Below are 15,900 nucleotides of genomic sequence, written 5' to 3' on the forward strand. Positions count from 1 at the left end.
GAAAGGATAAAACAAAAAAATGGAAAAAAGAGAACTTCTTTATGAAGGTAAAGCAAAAAAGTTATTTTTAACTGACGATGAAAACCTAGTAATTTCAGAATTCAAAGATGACTTGACTGCATTTAACGGTGAGAAAAAATCAAGTGAGGCTGGTAAAGGCGCACTCAACAATAAAATATCAACTGAGCTGTTTAAACTTTTAGAGCAAAATGGAATTCAAACTCACTTTGTAGAGATGTTAGACGATAACCATATGCTTCACAAGAAAGTTGATGTAATTCTAATTGAAGTAATTGTACGTAATATCGCAACAGGTAGCTTAACTCGTACACTTGGTATTGAAGACGGTACTGTTTTACCTTTTACTCTAGTTGAATTTGACTATAAAAGCGATGCACTTGGCGATCCTAAACTAAACGATCAACATGCATTGATCTTAGGTTTAGTTGATTATCAGGATGAACTTGACAAACTTCGCCGTATGGCAAGACAAGTTAACGATATTTTACGCCCGTACTTTGCAGAAAAAGGTCTTAATCTAGTTGACTTTAAACTTGAATTTGGAAAAGACAAAGACGGAAACATCATCTTAGTTGATGAGATCTCTCCTGACAACTGTCGTTTCTGGGATATGGAAAGTGGTGAGAAGATGGATAAAGATAGATTCCGTCAAGGTTTAGGTGGGCTAAAAGTAGCTTATGAACAAGTTCTTCAAAGAATATTAAATAAATAGGAATAAATAAAATATGAAAGCAATAGTAAACGTATCTCTTAAAGCAGGTGTACTCGATTCTCAAGGTAAAGCTGTACATCACGCACTTGATTCTCTTCATTTCAGCGGTGTAGAAGATGTAAGAGTTGGAAAACAAATAGTTATGCAACTATCACACACTGATGAAGCTAAAGCAAGAGAAGAAGTAACTCAAATGTGTGAAGATCTTTTAGCCAATACTGTTATTGAAGATTATGAGATAGAGCTGGTAAAGTAAAATGAAAGTAACGATACTTCAATTCCCAGGAACTAACTGTGAATATGATACGCAACATGCATTTGAAAAACTTGGATGTTCTACTGAAATTCTATGGCATAAATCTGAAGAAGTTTCTTCTGATACTGATCTTCTTGTAGTAGCTGGTGGTTTTTCATATGGAGATTATCTTAGAAGTGGTGCTATTGCAAAATTTTCACCTGTTATGAAAGCTGTAGGTAAATATGCAGCTAATGGTGGAAAAGTTTTAGGTATTTGTAACGGTTTTCAAGTTTTAACAGAAGCAGGTTTATTACCAGGTGCATTAAAAAGAAATGAACACCTTCATTTTATATCTAAACACCACCATTTAAAAGTACAAAATAACGACAATGACTTTTTAAAAGAGTTAAATAACGGTGATGTTGTAAATATTCCTATCGCACACCATGACGGAAACTACTATATTGACGAAGATGGTCTAAAAGAGTTAAAAGCAAATAACCAGATTCTTGTAACTTACTGTGATGAAAATGGAAACGAGTTAAATCCTAATGGTTCTGTTGATTCAATCGCAGGTGTATGCAACAAAGAAAAAAATGTATTTGGACTAATGCCACACCCAGAACGTGCTATGGAAGCAATACTTGGAAGTGATGACGGTGTTAAAATGCTTGAAGGGTTTTTAAAAGCATAATGCGCCATTTTCTTTTAACTGTATTATTTGTACTGACACTATTTGCCGAAGATGATATAAACAGTTCTCTAGAATCAAATAGCTCTGTAGAAAATTCAGTTAAAGTACTATATACTAACTATGAAGAGACTCCTCAGCGTATAGTAAAAGGGGAAATTTTTCCAGTAACTATACGCACACTCTCTATCACTCAAGACTATGAACAAATTAAATACAACTTCTCAAACCAAAGCGGTCTTAAAGCACTAAATACTATTCCATACAGAGAAGAAAACGGAAAATATTTTTATGATACTTTTTATTTTTTAGCTACTCAAAAATGGGCAAAACTTCCGGACATTGAAGCCTATATAGAGCCAAATCCAAATAACAAGTATGATAAAACTGTTTTAGAAGGTAAAAAACTAAACGTTATATCTTTAAATCCTAGAAACAATTTCTCAAATATAATTGCTGATTATTTCGGAGTAATTGAGTATAGGACAACAAGCTTTGACAATACACATAATATAATTGTATTTGTAGCTGAAGCATCAAGATGTGACATAGCTAACATGAACTTTAAAAATGTGTTTAAACAGGGCATCGAGTCTATTACAGAATCTATTCAGGATTCAAGAATAACTTACTTTGTAGTGGTAGATAAAAAACTTGAAAATTTCAAATTTTCATACTTTAATCTAGAACAGAATAGATTCAACAATATAAGCATTCCTATAATTGTAGATGATGATAAAGTAACAACACAGACAGATCTTAAACCAAAAGATCAGTCAAAGGAAAGAGTGAAACTAATTATTGCTATCTCGGTTACTTTAGTTTTATTATTACTTATTCTGTGGAGAAGAAAATATATATATTCAATCATCATAATTTTTCCTATCGCATATATTGCATACATTACAGTTCCTTCAAAAAATCTATGTATAGAAAAAGGAACAAATATATATCTTCTGCCTGTTAGTAACGGGACTATTTTTGAGACTACTCAAGAGCTTATATACCTTCAAAAAGAGGGCGATACGAAAGGTTTTGTAAAAGTAAAACTAAAAAACAATAAAATAGGATGGGTTAAAGATGAAAATATTTGCCAATATTAGTTGGTTGATAGCTACAATCATAATATTTGTCTCACTTACTATACTTATACTTATTTTTCATATTGTTCCTCAGCCTATGGCCCCTAAAATATCTGCATGGATCATAAGACTAAGCACTTTTTTTTGTGTGGAGATCGAAGGCACGGAAGATCCTGAAGCAAATATGATACTCCTTAACCATCAAAGTGATATTGATATTGCTATTATGGAGACAAGTACAAAAAAAGATCTTGCATGGGTTGCCAAAAAAGAGTTATTTGATATACCTTTTTTCGGACTTGCACTAAAACTTCCAAACGACATCCCGGTTGAGCGTGAGAGCAAAACATCACTTGTAAAACTTGTTCGTGACGTAAAAAAACGTTTGGATATGGGAAAAACAATAACTATGTTTCCTGAAGGCACAAGAAGTACAAAGGGAAAAATGCTACCATTTAAAATGGGTGCAAAAATGATCGCCGATAAATACAAATTAAAAGTTCAACCGGTAGTTATAATGCAGAGTGCAAAGTATTACAATATAAAAAACTACTACTATAAACCGGGTCGTATTAAACTGATCTATATGGACTCATTTATAGCTGATAAAACAAACCAAGATTGGCTAAAAAACTTAAGAGAAAAAATGCAAAAGGTGTATGATAATGAGCTGGCAAACAATCCTAGCCATAGGTAGTGGTGGTTTTATCGGGGCTGTTTTAAGAGCTTATTTAAACGGTCTTATATCGCATAAAGTTCCACACGATCTACCTTTTGGTACACTTGGTGTTAATCTGATCGGCAGCTTTATTATGGGTGTTGTTATAGCCTACTTTATGTACACTACACTTTTTTCACTACATGTAAAATCATTTATATCTACAGGTATCCTTGGAGCACTTACAACATACTCGACTTTTGCAATTGAGAGTTTTTTTCTTCTTGAGGGCGGTTATATAGCATTAGCACTTCTAAATATCAGTGCTAACGCTTTTGGAACTATTATTATGGCAGGAAGCGGTTTTTACTTAGTAAAGTATTTTTTTAAAGTCTAGAACTTATATAAAAAAGTTGTAGACTGTGAGAAGTCATACTTTTCATCTACGCCGTGTGGCGGATAAGCATCATAATCATAAGTAGCACTAAACTTTAAATATAATTCTTCATATATTTGCAATATAAGTTCTAATTGGTTTGTCATAACGTAATCACTAAACTTTTCCGTACTTGGCTGATAGTAAAGAGTATATGCCAAAGATGATTTATTTGAAAAGTCAACTGAATAAGCTAAATAACTATTTAACCTTACATTCTCTTCATCAGGATCTAATGTAGGATTTACATATTTTATATTCTCATAAAATGCACCTAAACCATAATAACCTTTTCCACCAATAGGTGTATTAAAAATTTTAAACCTTAATCCTGCACCAGCAAGTCTTCTGTGACTTATAGCTTTAAACTTATCTTCTTGAGTTTGTGCAAACAATTCATATCTGATAACCTCTTCAGTCAGTTTATGTATATATCTAACATGTGCGTAAATATTGTTTGTATCTTCAACATCGTTTGCTTCGCCATACTCTCCTGATATTTGAGCCCATGTTACATAACTAGCATTTGTATCATATACAACTCTTATAGAGCCTTTATATGCATCTTTGCGTGTATTTCCTCTTTTTGTTTGTAAACCTGCTTCAATACCACCTGAAACTCCAGGGTTTTCTCCTATTTCGACCGGCTTTATAGACACAACTGCAAAAAGATGGCTCACTAACATTAGTATTGCTATTAAATATTTCATATTTTATTTATCCTTTTCATATCTGTATAATTTCATCTGCACACCATTTGGCAAGCTCAAGATCATGAGTTATTAGTAACATACCAATATCATCGAGTTTTTTAATTAAAGAATGCATCACTTCTAACTGTATAACATTATCAAGTGCACTTGTAGGCTCATCAAGCAATAAAACTTCAGGTTTCATCAAAATAGCTCTTAAAATTGAAGCACGCTGAAGTTGCCCACCTGAGAGTTCATGTGGAAGTTTTAAAAGTAGTTCATAGTCTAGGTTTAATACATCCAAATGTGTTTTCAACTCATCTGTTGAAGCCACATCTTCTATCTGATTTAAAATGGTGTAACTTGGATGAAATGAGCTGTATGGATCTTGAAAAACCTCACTTACTCTTACACAACCAATAGAACCTTCTATTGGTTTTAGATTACCTAAAATAAGTTCAAAAAGTGTACTCTTTCCTGCACCGCTTTGTCCTACAATAGCCTTAATTTGACCCTTTTGAAGTGTAAATGACAAATTGTCAAAAAGCAGTTTATCTTTTGAATATCCAAAAGATAAATTTTTAACTTCAATTAAATTGTTCTCCAAAGAAATACCTTGTTTTTACATTAATTATTAATAGATATATATGTTTTTGTTAGCTCTATATAAAGTGCATCAGGCTTAATATCACTGTTATCTTCCCAGATTCTTTTCATAACAACATTATCTTCATCACCGTTCCATACTTTAATGTATGAACCCTCTTTATAACCATTGTCTTGACGGAACTGATTTAGAATATTTTTACCTACATATAATCTGTAAAGTGTATTTAGATCTAATCCACTCATAATAACAAGCTCAAAAAACTCAGAAATTAATGCTTCTAAATCTAATTCTGATTTAGAAAGAACTATTGACATAATAGTCTCAACTTTTTCTATAACTTCATCTTGAGACGCGAACTTGTCATTACTAACATCGATCTTTTCAAAACTTGGCATATTAGATATATCTATACCTAGATCTTCTACACCGCCACGCATATTAGTTACATAATTTTCTATAGCAAGTGAGATAATAAAGTGCCAAACATCAACCACTTCAATCTGTAAGTTATCCCAATCAGGATCGGCATCTATATTTTTCCAGTGTTTCCAAGAAAAACTGTCGATCATCTCAGCACATTCCATATAGATACATCTTTTCCAGTTGATCACTTTGTTGTTTTTAGTAAGTCCTTTTGTCCAGTCCTCACCGTTTGTAGAATCGTTAAGTTGATTCTGAAGTTGAAGCATTACTAGTATTTTATCCATCTAATCATCTCTCTTTCATTTACTAAAAATATTGTATCTAAATATGATAAAATTCCGTTTATGAAAAGAATAAATTGTAGAAGATGTATACACTATTTTGTTACTTGGCAGTCGGGAAAACCTCACGGATGTAGAGCCTACGGTTTTCGATCTGGGCAAATTCCATCTATGGTTGTTTTCCAAAGTTCAGGAATCGACTGCACACAGTTTGTAGAGAAAAAACCGCCTAAGAGTTCTTAGTCTCTCTCCCATATAAGTTTTTTTCCAAACCCTAAATTATTATCGGTGAATTTAAAATAATCAACTTTAATCTGCCATAACTTAGGATTCATTGCCAGTGCATACGGAAATGTTTTAAAGTATAGTTTTTTTAATCTTTGATCTTCTAAAGAAGTAAAACTTCCTCTAAACTGTAACCCTTGTATCTTTCCAACCGTTTTTGTCTCAAGTACAATAGTTCCTGCTACAAAAGAGTTTTTTAGTATATGATTTATATGTGTGGTATCATCGCTGCTTGCAACGATAAAGCATATATCGTCTTTATCGTAGGCATAAAAAAGATTGCATACACTAAGTTCACTCTCAACACTTGTTGCTAAACTTAGTACATGATGCTTATCTATAAAGCTTTCAATCTTTTCCAGACTCAATGTATCGCTTTAAAAAGGTAAGGTTCTAATTCTTCCGCAGTAGTGATATTTCTTTTATCCAACATCATTTTTGACGTTTCATCATTATTTAGCGTATCGAAAATATCATATACACTAAAAAGATTATAGTAGCTTTTTAGAAAGTCCAGCAGCGTCATAAAATTATCTTGTTCTTTTAAATTTGTTGCGCGGAATGCTTTAAACTCTCCCCAGTCAATATTTTTAACCATTTTTTCCCCTGTTTCTAAATGCAGTTTCCAATTGTGAAATAATCTTCGACATTTTAGCAGATGATACACCAAAATTCAAGCGCATAAATCCACTTCCTGCCCTGCCGAAGCTAATTCCAGAATTTAGTCCTAATTTTGCTTCATTTATAAAAAACTCCCTTATCTCTTTATCACTTTTACTAATATTTTTGCAATCTAACCATGCTAAATATGTAGCTTCAATAGGAGTTAATTTTATTAGACTTGGATACTTGTCACAAAGCTCTTTTAACATAGTATAGTTTTTATATAGATGTTCTTGTAATTCGCTAAGCCAAAGATCACCATGTTTATATGCAGCTTCAAAAGCTACGTGTGAGAGTGTAGTTCCCTCTGCAAAGTGAATTTTTTTATGGACTTCTTGGAATTTTTCTCTTAGTTTCTTATTAGTGATTACCACTGTGCTTATTGAAAAACCTGCCATATTAAAAGTCTTGCCGACGCCGTATGTACTTACCGTTATATCTCTTGCTTTATCACTCAAAGATGCAAAAGGAATATGTTTGTTTGGTTTATATACAAGATCAGAATGTATCTCGTCTGCAAAAACAACAATATTATGTTGTATACATATATCTAAAAGTTCCTCTAACTCATCTTTTCTCCAAACATGCCCTACCGGGTTATGAGGTGAACAAAGTAAGATCATCTTTGTTTTATCATCTATTTTTGATTTTAGATCATCTAAATCAAAAGTATAACTCCCATTATTAAGTTTTTTTAATGGATTTAACAATACTTTTCTATCAAGTTTTGTTACTGATTTAAAAAACGGCGGATACACCGGTGTTTGAACTATTATATTATCCCCAACTTCACTAAAAGCCTGTATGGCTGCATGCATAGAAGCAACAACCGAATGGGAATAAAAAAAATCTTCAACTTCAAACTTTACACCGTGATGTCTATAAAGCCAATCTATCTGAGCTTCATATGCGCTGTCTGGAACTTCTTCATAGCCAAAGACAGGATGTTCAAGCCTTTTTTTAATAGCATCTACAACAAAATCTGGTGTGTCAATGTCCATATCTGCAACCCAAACAGGCTCGATATCATCTGTTCCAAAAAGCTTTTCTCTTAACTTGTATTTTTCTGCATTTGTATCTTTTCTACATGCAGAACTTTCAAAACTGTAACTCAACTTTTTCTCCAAACACTTAGTTGATATCCTTCTATCTCTTTTTTATCCAAAAGTGAAAACTTATCTTTTATATTACTATCATAGCAGTTTTCAAAATCTAATAAAACAAATACAGAAGACTCATTCATCCTTGTATAAGCATATTTTAAAAAGCTATCTACATCAACTTTTTTCTCTTTTAAGTTACTCAAAAAAACAAAGTCGTAATCTTTAAAATTTGGTTTTAGATTTTTTATATCACCCTGCCAGAATTCAACATTTTTATACCCGTTTTTAGAATTGTTTTTTATCTCTATAGCTTCTTTTATAAATCTGGCAGAAAACTCAATCCCTTCAACTTTTTCAAACTCACTTGAGAGTTCAAGACTTACCATGCCGCACCCACAAGCTAAATCTAAAGCCTTAGATCTTTTATCAATATATTTCAATAACTCTGGGATAATTTTATTGTAAAACTCACTTTCAAATTGTAGTTTATAGTTCTTCTTTATATCATCCATCATATCGGCTTGCGTGTTTTTATCGTTTTTCATATTTGTCTGGACATATCTAAAACCGGCATGTTGATAAAAATGACGTCTAAAAGCATAGCGTGAATGCTTCATTATCAAGTTTCCGCTGCTTGCCCATGAAGATCCAAGTATAAGTGCGTGTTTTTCATCGTAAGTAGGTGTTGTAAAGTCATCATATGCTTCATGAACACGGAAGCCTTCAAATGGACGAATCGGTGTTCGTGAATGCTGCCAAACATTCCCTACAACATCGTAAAGACTATTTTGATCAGCGCTAAAATACTCATTTATATTTACAGATACACTTCCTATCATGTCAAAGTTATGGTTAGCATAAAATTCACTTTGAATATCTTCAACACCTACATATTTACATATCGCTTCATACTCTGCTTCACTAGGAAGCGTATAATCTTTTGCATCTTTTTTTGATTTGTATCTGCAAAATGCCATGGCTTCAAGGTTGTTTACCTCAACAGGCCAAGATAGCGGCATCCTTATTTTTTTAGTTAATGCTCTAAAACTATAACCTTTATCTTCTTTGATCCAAAAGGGCGGATGTTTGGCATTTGTTTTTTTTAAAAACTCCTTACCTTCATCGCACCAATACTCTTTTTTCTCATATCCACCCTCTTTTACAAATTCCATAAACTCTGCATTTGAAACCAGATATTTTGATGTGCTAAACTCTTCTACTTCTTCTTCATATATTCCATACTCATTATCCCAGCCGTAATATTTATCATCATACTCTTTTCCAAGTTTTACATGAGTTTTAGGAATCTTTACAAGTGAATTATAAACAACTGAATTCATATCATCCCAAGTTTTGAACTCAGGAATCTCTTTTATAAATTCTAAGGGCATTTGACGGTGTAGTACACTTGAAGTTTCAATATGTATGCGTTCATGCTCAATTGCCATCAGAACTATCCACATATCACTATCCCACGTAATAGGTAAAGTAAAGTCTATCTCTTTTATAAGTTTATCAACACGTTCTCTTACTTTGTTTCTATACTCTCTTACCTGTGAAACTTCAGGCCACTTGTATCTTGATGGGTCCAGGTCATCCCACTCCATCTCATCCACACCAACTGCAAATATCGATTCAAAATTCTCGTTGATCCTTTTATCTATTATATTCATATTTATAAGTTTGTTAATATAGAATACTGCAGTATGGCCAAAGTAAAAGATCATAGGATGACGTGTGGGCTCACTCTTTTTATAAAATACGATATCGTCTTTTAAAATTTCAAACATCATCTCAAATAGATCATAAGTATTGTGAAAATATTCTAAAATCTCTTGACGTTTGTCTTCTATGGTTGTACCGTGTAGTGTAGGCGGATAAAGACTTAATTTACTCAAAACAAACCCTTTTTAGATACAATTGCTTATGTCATTATATCAGAGTAAATTTTTTTTCACATCCAAAGAGGATGGCAACTTGGCTTTTCATGTAGGTGATGATGAATTGAAGGTTATAAATAACCATCAAATACTTTCTTTAAAACACTCCTACGATCTTGAGAAGCTTGTTCATATGAAACAAATCCATTCCGATATTGTCCATATTATAGATGAAAAAGATAACTTTGAAAACCCTCCCACTTGTGATGCGCTTATAACTAACAAAAAACACACACCTTTAATGGTCATGGTAGCTGACTGTACACCTGTACTTTTTTTTGATGAGATAAAAGGAGTTATAGCAGTTGCACATGCAGGACGTCAGGGTGCATTTAAAAATATTGTTAAAAATGTCCTTGATAGTTTTGTGTCTGACTTTAATTCAGATATTAAAAACATAAAAGTTAGTATTGGTGCGAGTATATGCACAAACTGTTATGAGGTTGGAGATGAGATAGATCAAGAAGCTAAAGATCTAAACCTAAGCTACGCTATTGAAAGAATAGATGAAAAGTTTTACCTTGATGTAAATAAAATAATTTTAAATCAACTGCACGAATGTGGCATTAAAGATCAAAATATTGAACTTACAAAAAAATGTAGTTCATGTGATGAAAAAGAGTATTACTCATATAGACGTGAGGGGCAAACCGGAAGGTTTGCAGGGGTAATTATTTTAAATTAACCTTGAATTTTTTTAGCTAGTTGTTCAGGTAAAAGTCCTAAAGACTCTTCAACAAGTTTCGTATTTCCGTGTGTTATAAATTTATCCCCATATTCGAAGCTCTCTAAAATAATATCTGTAATTTTCTCATCTGATAAAAACTCTAAAATAGCAGAACCTACACCACCTGCTTTAGAAGAGTCTGAGAATACATACCACTTTTTATGTTTAGTGCTTAGATCTTTTAACATCTCACAATCAAGCGGTTTAACAAAACGCAAATCTAAAATACTTACATCTTCATCCATCAGCTGGGCTGTTTCATATGCACGGTTAACACCCGCACCGTAACCAATAAAGAGCTTTTCGCCTTTAGATGATCTTAAAAGCTGAGATTTTCCTAATTCAAACTCTTCAGACTCAGGCAGATCTGTCTCTGTAAATGAACCTCTAGGATAACGCAGTGAACACGGATGTTCATACTCTGATGCAAAAGCCATAGCCTGATGAAAACTTTTCTCATCTCTTGGTGCAAATAGAGTCATGTTTGGAATTGCACGTAAAAACGATATATCAAATACACCCTGGTGAGTTTCACCATCCTCCCCTACAATACCTGCACGATCTAATGCAAATACAACAGGAAGATCTAAAAGACATGTATCGTGTATAACCTGATCGTATCCACGCTGTAAGAATGTAGAGTAGATCGTACAAAAAGGCTTATACCCTTCTTTTGCAAGTGCTGCCATAGATGTAACAGCATGTTGCTCAGCAATTGCCACATCCCAAAATCTATCAGGGTATGTCTCCATCAGCTCACTTAGACCTGTTCCGCTTGGCATAGCTGCAGTTGCACCAACTATTTTTTCATTACGTTTTGCCAAGTGCATAAGTGCTTCTGTATATATCTGAGTTGCTGATTTTGAAGATGACTTTTTTGACGAGGCTCCATTTTCTATATCAAATGGACCAACACCATGCCATTTCTCCTCTTTACCCTCAGCTATCTCATAACCCTTACCCTTTAGAGTTTGAGCATGAACAATAACAGGTTTGCCTAGTTTTTTTGCCAACTCAAATGTCTCTATAAGCGACTTTAGATCATGCCCGTCTATCGGACCGATATAATCAATTCCCATCTCTTCAAACATAATACCCGGAGTTATTAGCTTTAGTGACTCCTCCATTCTTCTTGCAATGTAGTGAGCACTATCACCAAAATTATCTACAAAACTCTCAGTATTTTTTTTAAATCTTTGATAAAAAGGACTTGCCATCGCAGATGAAAGCATACGACTAAGTGCACCAATAGGTTTTGCAATACTCATCTCATTATCGTTAAGTATTATAACCATAGGATATTTTCTATCACCAAGCTCATTTAATGCTTCATAAACCATGCCTGCAGTCATTGAACCATCACCGATCATTACAACAGGTATACGTTTTTCCTGTTCACCTTTTAGAGCAATTGCTTTTGCAGCTCCTACACCTAAAGAGATTGAAGTTGAACTGTGACCTGCGACAAAATAATCATCATCACTCTCACTTGGCTTAGTGTATCCGCTAAGTCCACCGAATTTTCTAAGAGAATCAAACTCATCCCATCTGCCAGTAACTAATTTATGTGCATACGATTGGTGAGATACATCAAATATAAAAGGGTCTTTTTTGCTGTCAAACACCTTGTGCATAGCTACAATTAGCTCTGTTGCACCTAGTGTTGAACTTAGATGCCCGCCGTTTTTACTTACTACTTCTAAAATTTTTTCTCTTATATCACTACAAATAGATTCTAATTCTTTAATATTTTTTGATTTTATATCCATATACTTCTTACTCGCTTAAAGCAGCACGCTTAACTCTCTCAAATCTTTTTTTAATTTGAGCATCAATATTTCCGGCATCGCTCAGTACTATAACGCCGCCTTCACTAACAGCATTATCTGAGAGGATCTCTACATGTTGCATCGAACTTAGTGCTTGAGAGATCGCTCCATGATTTTTAGGATTTACTTTTAGTTTTACTTTTGATGCACTTTGAAGTTCTTTTAGTAGCTCCTCTGATAAAACTTTAGCAATCTCATTTGAATTTTCAGATAACTCAATAGATATTACCTCTTTTGCTATATCGCAAGCCGCTTCAATTAAAGATCCTTTTATCCCTTCTAGTGCTATTTCAAACTCTTTAGCACTGTTTTCTAGTTTTTCTACAGATGATGTGAAATGGCTTAAGCCCTCTTCATAACTTTTATCCAAATTACCTTTAGCTTGCTCAAGTCCAGTTTCTACACCTTTTTGAAATGCTTCATCTTTTACTTTTTCAAGTTCGAGCTTATGTTCGTCACTCATTGTTTCAAGCTTCATTTGCAGCTTGATAAAGTTCGAACTCATCTCATCGGTTTTTTTCATTAAAGACTCTATTAATGAGTCTTTTGAGCCAGTGCTTAATGCAGATGAATCAACTTCATTCAACTCTTGGACATGTGAACCTTCTACATGAACACTTTCTCTCTGTACACTCTGGTTTTCTGATGTTTGCACACTATCTTCATCAGCGTTGCCTGCATTCATAGAAAATACTTTAAATTTGTATTTATCCATAGTATGTTTAGATAATTTATCTTCAGCAATAACCTTAGCCAAGTTCTACTCCACCATCTCTTCGTTGCTACCCATCTGAATAGTTCCAGCTTCGGCAAGTCCATTAACAGTTTCAACGATTTTACGCTGAGCACCCTCAACATCTTTCATTTTAACTGCACCAAGGAACTGCATCTCTTCTAAGAATGCCTCTTGTGCACGCTCACTCATCGCAGACATAAATTTCTCTTTAAGCTCTTCAGGAGCTGATTTAAGAGCAAGCATAAGCTCTTTCTTATCGATTGCTTTAAGTATTTCCGTAATAGCTGTCCTATCAAGAGTAGAGATGTCTTCAAACGTAAACATCATCTCTTTAATGATAGTTGCAAGTTCTTCATCTTGCTGCTCAATTTGAGATAGAGTAGCTTTGGAACTCTTAGCACCAAGACGGTTGAAGATATCGGCAACTGCACGCGGTCCACCAACCTCAACTTTATATGAGGCTAGAGATTCAAGTTTAGATTCAAGCACCGCTGAAACTCTTTTAATAACAGATGGAGAGATATCACCTAGTTTTGCCATTCTCATAGATACTTCACTTCTTAATTCATCAGGGAAGAAACTTAATGTATCTGCAGCTTCGGTTGAATCCATATGAGCTAAAATAAGTGCAATAGTCTGCGGGTGCTCATTAATAATAAAGTCTGAAAGCTGTTGCGGCTTAATTTTTGAAAGATATGAAAAGTTCTGAGATTCCTGCATAGACTTTGAAAGTTTTTCAAGTACTTTCTTAGCTTCTTCAGGACCTAGTGTTCTATATAATAACTCTCTTGCATATTCTAAACCACCACTTGTCAGATACTGACCAGACTGGAAGATCGCATAAAACTCTTCAAGTATAGCCGTTGCAACTCCACGATCAACAGTTTTATCTTTAGCTATAAACTTTGACACTTCAGTTATGCTGTCAACGTTCATATTCGTAAAAAGTGTAGAAGTTATCTCTTCACCAAGCTGCAATAAAAGTATAGCGATCTTTTCTCCCATACTCATCTCATCAAATTGAGCCTGTTGCACCTGATTTAAATTCATAAATTAGCCTTTATCTTTCATATCAGACATTGCCTGTTCTTCGCTTAACAGAGTCTGTAGTAACATCGCGATAGCTTCTGGTTCATCTTCAGCCATTGTCTTAACTTTTTCAAGAAGTACATCATATTTAAGTTCATCCTCATTAAAGTTTTCTCCAACCCCAAGCTGATCTTCAACTTTTTTACGCATTTGTTGAACTTTTTCAACTAAGTCTTCCTCTTCATCATCATCGATTTCAAGATTTGGACGCTCTAACTCTTCTTCGTCTTTTGTAACCTCAAGCATACGCTCAGCAAATGGAGATATAGCTTTTTTGTAAAGGATAAGTAGTAATATAAGCACAAATATATATTTAAACAGTCCAGAGAACGGTGCCAGATAAGTTTGTGAAAATTGCATAATTTTACTAACTTCATCAACTTCAATAATACCTTTAGAGCGTTTAAATTGAAGGTTTTGAACCGTTATAACATCACCTCTGTTTTCATCTATACCTATTGAGCGTGCAACTAAAGATGACAGAGCATCCAAATCAGCTTGCGATAGTCGTTCATACTCTTTATCACTAGTCATATTTCCGTTTTCATCAAGCTTGTTTTTGTATCTACCGTCTACTAAAACTGCAGCCGTTATACGTTTAACCCTAGCAAACTGACTTTTAATCGTTGAAACAGTTTTACCTACTTCATAGTTTGTCGTACCTGTATTTTTAGAGTATTTTTCTGTAATTTGGTTACTTTTAAGACCCTCAACCGGACCTATATTACTAACTGTACCCGGAACTCCTCCAACCTCTGGCGGAGTTGAACCTTCACGTGATTCTTCACTGACCTGTTCACTTCTTACTACGTTTTCAGGATCAAATGTTTCACTAGTTGAGTTTTTAATTGAAAAATCAAACTCTATAGTAACTTGCGCACGAACTTTTTGTTCACCACCTACAAAAGGTGAAATTACTTCAATAATTTTTTTCTGCTTTTTCTTCTCTTCTTTATTTTTAAATCTTTGTTGAACTTGAGATAACTCACTCATCTGAGCCATTTCATCTTCATCACCCAAAGTCTCGCCATCACTATCTACAAGCATAACATTTTCACTTGTTAATTTAGGAACTGCCGATGCAACAAGATTTTTTATACCGCGAATCTGTTTAGGTGAAAGTCTTCTGTCTTCTACAATATTTACCATAATAGATGCCGTAGGGTCTATCTGTTTTTGAATAAAAAGAGAATCTTTTGGAAGGGCTAAAGAAACTGAGGCACTCTCAATAGGAGCCAGCGCTTCAATAGTACGAGAGAGCTCACCCTCTAGAGCACGCATATATTTTACATTTTGGTCAAAACTAGTAGCACCGAACTCTTGCTCGTTAAATAACTCAAATCCTACGCCGTTATCTTTAGGAATTCCCAAAGATGCAATTGAGATTCTTTGTTTGTACACATACTCTTTAGGAACTTTAATAACATTTCTGTCTTCTAACTTATAAGGGACATTATCTTTTTCCAACTGCTCAATAACTTTGGCAGCATCAGAAGAGCTTAACTTGTCAAAAAGTACTTCATATTTATTATCTTTTGTAGTTTTCGAAGTGTATACAACTAAAAAAATTAAAAATCCAACTATCCCGACGATAGCTGCTGCTATGATTATTTTCTGCTCTTTTGTTAACTTTGCGTATAAAACAACTAACTGTGAAAAAAGTGCCTTAAAATCCATTAAATTC

The 15,900-nt window shown here is 33.9% G+C and carries 19 protein-coding genes; 8 read left to right on the top strand and 11 right to left on the bottom strand.

Features of this window, described 5'->3' with window-relative positions:
• Nucleotides 1-19: 19 nt before the first annotated feature.
• Genes purC through crcB form a run of 6 tightly spaced genes read left to right on the top strand, consistent with a single transcriptional unit; the run spans nt 20 to nt 3,799 of the window.
• Nucleotides 20-733, top strand: a complete 714-nt coding sequence (gene purC, locus ABZA65_RS10215) for a phosphoribosylaminoimidazolesuccinocarboxamide synthase (protein ID WP_373073299.1) — start codon at nt 20-22, stop codon at nt 731-733.
• 13 nt (nt 734-746) lie between these two features.
• Nucleotides 747-989, top strand: a complete 243-nt coding sequence (gene purS / locus ABZA65_RS10220; RefSeq protein WP_373073301.1) for a phosphoribosylformylglycinamidine synthase subunit PurS — start codon at nt 747-749, stop codon at nt 987-989.
• Nucleotide 990: 1 nt separating this feature from the next.
• On the top strand, nt 991-1,665 hold the full coding sequence (gene purQ / locus ABZA65_RS10225) for a phosphoribosylformylglycinamidine synthase subunit PurQ (RefSeq protein WP_373073303.1): 675 nt from the start codon (nt 991-993) through the stop codon (nt 1,663-1,665).
• Nucleotides 1,665-2,765 (top strand): hypothetical protein, encoded by a 1,101-nt coding sequence (locus ABZA65_RS10230; protein ID WP_373073305.1) that lies wholly within the window; start codon nt 1,665-1,667, stop codon nt 2,763-2,765. The genes purQ and ABZA65_RS10230 overlap by 1 nt, the downstream gene beginning before the upstream one ends.
• Nucleotides 2,743-3,441: a lysophospholipid acyltransferase family protein gene (locus tag ABZA65_RS10235; protein WP_373073307.1), complete on the top strand. Its 699-nt coding sequence runs from the start codon at nt 2,743-2,745 to the stop codon at nt 3,439-3,441. The genes ABZA65_RS10230 and ABZA65_RS10235 overlap by 23 nt, the downstream gene beginning before the upstream one ends.
• Nucleotides 3,410-3,799 (top strand): fluoride efflux transporter CrcB, encoded by a 390-nt coding sequence (gene crcB / locus ABZA65_RS10240; RefSeq protein ID WP_373073309.1) that lies wholly within the window; start codon nt 3,410-3,412, stop codon nt 3,797-3,799. Before ABZA65_RS10235 ends, crcB begins: the two co-directional genes overlap by 32 nt.
• Here crcB and ABZA65_RS10245 read toward each other — a convergent pair.
• Genes ABZA65_RS10245 through ABZA65_RS10255 form a run of 3 tightly spaced genes read right to left on the bottom strand, consistent with a single transcriptional unit; the run spans nt 3,796 to nt 5,847 of the window.
• A complete protein-coding gene (locus ABZA65_RS10245) occupies nt 3,796-4,548 on the bottom strand; it encodes a YdiY family protein (RefSeq protein ID WP_373073311.1) in 753 nt (250 codons plus the stop codon). The genes crcB and ABZA65_RS10245 overlap by 4 nt on opposite strands.
• 16 nt (nt 4,549-4,564) lie before the next feature.
• A complete protein-coding gene (locus ABZA65_RS10250) occupies nt 4,565-5,137 on the bottom strand; it encodes an ABC transporter ATP-binding protein (protein ID WP_373073313.1) in 573 nt (190 codons plus the stop codon).
• A 20-nt stretch (nt 5,138-5,157) separates the two neighbouring features.
• Nucleotides 5,158-5,847 carry a dUTP diphosphatase gene (locus ABZA65_RS10255; RefSeq protein ID WP_373073315.1) on the bottom strand — a complete coding sequence of 230 codons (690 nt, stop codon included), beginning with the start codon at nt 5,845-5,847 and terminating at the stop codon, nt 5,158-5,160.
• 60 nt (nt 5,848-5,907) lie between these two features.
• Here ABZA65_RS10255 and ABZA65_RS10260 point away from each other — a divergent pair, with 60 nt between their 5' ends.
• Complete coding sequence (locus ABZA65_RS10260) at nt 5,908-6,087, top strand: uracil-DNA glycosylase (RefSeq protein ID WP_373073317.1); 180 nt, start codon at nt 5,908-5,910, stop codon at nt 6,085-6,087.
• Here the strand turns inward: ABZA65_RS10260 and ABZA65_RS10265 are convergent.
• The 4 genes from ABZA65_RS10265 to ovoA are packed head-to-tail and all read right to left on the bottom strand — an operon-like array spanning nt 6,084 to nt 9,793.
• Entirely contained in the window at nt 6,084-6,497 is a 414-nt protein-coding gene (locus ABZA65_RS10265; protein WP_373073319.1) for a pyridoxamine 5'-phosphate oxidase family protein, read from the bottom strand. The genes ABZA65_RS10260 and ABZA65_RS10265 overlap by 4 nt on opposite strands.
• A complete protein-coding gene (locus ABZA65_RS10270) occupies nt 6,494-6,727 on the bottom strand; it encodes a hypothetical protein (RefSeq protein ID WP_373073321.1) in 234 nt (77 codons plus the stop codon). The genes ABZA65_RS10265 and ABZA65_RS10270 overlap by 4 nt, the downstream gene beginning before the upstream one ends.
• A complete protein-coding gene (locus ABZA65_RS10275; protein WP_373073323.1) occupies nt 6,720-7,907 on the bottom strand; it encodes a PatB family C-S lyase in 1,188 nt (395 codons plus the stop codon). Before ABZA65_RS10275 ends, ABZA65_RS10270 begins: the two co-directional genes overlap by 8 nt.
• Nucleotides 7,904-9,793 carry a 5-histidylcysteine sulfoxide synthase gene (gene ovoA / locus ABZA65_RS10280; RefSeq protein WP_373073325.1) on the bottom strand — a complete coding sequence of 630 codons (1,890 nt, stop codon included), beginning with the start codon at nt 9,791-9,793 and terminating at the stop codon, nt 7,904-7,906. The genes ABZA65_RS10275 and ovoA overlap by 4 nt, the downstream gene beginning before the upstream one ends.
• 28 nt (nt 9,794-9,821) lie before the next feature.
• Here ovoA and pgeF point away from each other — a divergent pair, with 28 nt between their 5' ends.
• The gene (gene pgeF / locus ABZA65_RS10285; protein ID WP_373073327.1) at nt 9,822-10,520 is read left to right on the top strand and encodes a peptidoglycan editing factor PgeF; all 699 of its coding nucleotides are present in this window, start codon (nt 9,822-9,824) and stop codon (nt 10,518-10,520) included.
• Here pgeF and dxs read toward each other — a convergent pair.
• Genes dxs through fliF form a run of 4 tightly spaced genes read right to left on the bottom strand, consistent with a single transcriptional unit; the run spans nt 10,517 to nt 15,893 of the window.
• Nucleotides 10,517-12,331 (bottom strand): 1-deoxy-D-xylulose-5-phosphate synthase, encoded by a 1,815-nt coding sequence (gene dxs, locus ABZA65_RS10290; protein WP_373073329.1) that lies wholly within the window; start codon nt 12,329-12,331, stop codon nt 10,517-10,519. The two genes, pgeF and dxs, sit on opposite strands and share 4 nt — an antisense overlap.
• Before the next feature lie 7 nt (nt 12,332-12,338).
• Nucleotides 12,339-13,148: a flagellar assembly protein FliH gene (fliH, locus tag ABZA65_RS10295; protein WP_373073331.1), complete on the bottom strand. Its 810-nt coding sequence runs from the start codon at nt 13,146-13,148 to the stop codon at nt 12,339-12,341.
• A 3-nt stretch (nt 13,149-13,151) separates the two neighbouring features.
• Nucleotides 13,152-14,177: a flagellar motor switch protein FliG gene (gene fliG, locus ABZA65_RS10300; RefSeq protein ID WP_373073333.1), complete on the bottom strand. Its 1,026-nt coding sequence runs from the start codon at nt 14,175-14,177 to the stop codon at nt 13,152-13,154.
• A gap of 3 nt (nt 14,178-14,180) precedes the next feature.
• The gene (fliF, locus tag ABZA65_RS10305) at nt 14,181-15,893 is read right to left on the bottom strand and encodes a flagellar basal-body MS-ring/collar protein FliF (RefSeq protein WP_373073335.1); all 1,713 of its coding nucleotides are present in this window, start codon (nt 15,891-15,893) and stop codon (nt 14,181-14,183) included.
• Nucleotides 15,894-15,900 lie beyond the last annotated feature (7 nt).

The sequence above is a fragment of the Sulfurimonas sp. genome, assembly GCF_041583195.1.
GTDB lineage: Bacteria > Campylobacterota > Campylobacteria > Campylobacterales > Sulfurimonadaceae > Sulfurimonas.

Excerpts from the sequence above, each read along its gene's own strand:
- dxs (WP_373073329.1), bottom strand. The coding sequence starts at position 12,331 with ATGGATATAAAATCAAAAAATATTAAAGAATTAGAATCTATTTGTAGT.
- ABZA65_RS10255 (WP_373073315.1), bottom strand. The coding sequence starts at position 5,847 with ATGGATAAAATACTAGTAATGCTTCAACTTCAGAATCAACTTAACGAT.
- ABZA65_RS10270 (WP_373073321.1), bottom strand. The coding sequence starts at position 6,727 with ATGGTTAAAAATATTGACTGGGGAGAGTTTAAAGCATTCCGCGCAACA.
- ABZA65_RS10260 (WP_373073317.1), top strand. The coding sequence starts at position 5,908 with ATGAAAAGAATAAATTGTAGAAGATGTATACACTATTTTGTTACTTGG.
- fliF (WP_373073335.1), bottom strand. The coding sequence starts at position 15,893 with ATGGATTTTAAGGCACTTTTTTCACAGTTAGTTGTTTTATACGCAAAG.
- ABZA65_RS10245 (WP_373073311.1), bottom strand. The coding sequence starts at position 4,548 with ATGAAATATTTAATAGCAATACTAATGTTAGTGAGCCATCTTTTTGCA.
- purQ (WP_373073303.1), top strand. The coding sequence starts at position 991 with ATGAAAGTAACGATACTTCAATTCCCAGGAACTAACTGTGAATATGAT.
- crcB (WP_373073309.1), top strand. The coding sequence starts at position 3,410 with ATGAGCTGGCAAACAATCCTAGCCATAGGTAGTGGTGGTTTTATCGGG.
- ABZA65_RS10235 (WP_373073307.1), top strand. The coding sequence starts at position 2,743 with ATGAAAATATTTGCCAATATTAGTTGGTTGATAGCTACAATCATAATA.
- pgeF (WP_373073327.1), top strand. The coding sequence starts at position 9,822 with ATGTCATTATATCAGAGTAAATTTTTTTTCACATCCAAAGAGGATGGC.
- fliG (WP_373073333.1), bottom strand. The coding sequence starts at position 14,177 with ATGAATTTAAATCAGGTGCAACAGGCTCAATTTGATGAGATGAGTATG.
- purC (WP_373073299.1), top strand. The coding sequence starts at position 20 with ATGGAAAAAAGAGAACTTCTTTATGAAGGTAAAGCAAAAAAGTTATTT.
- ABZA65_RS10230 (WP_373073305.1), top strand. The coding sequence starts at position 1,665 with ATGCGCCATTTTCTTTTAACTGTATTATTTGTACTGACACTATTTGCC.
- purS (WP_373073301.1), top strand. The coding sequence starts at position 747 with ATGAAAGCAATAGTAAACGTATCTCTTAAAGCAGGTGTACTCGATTCT.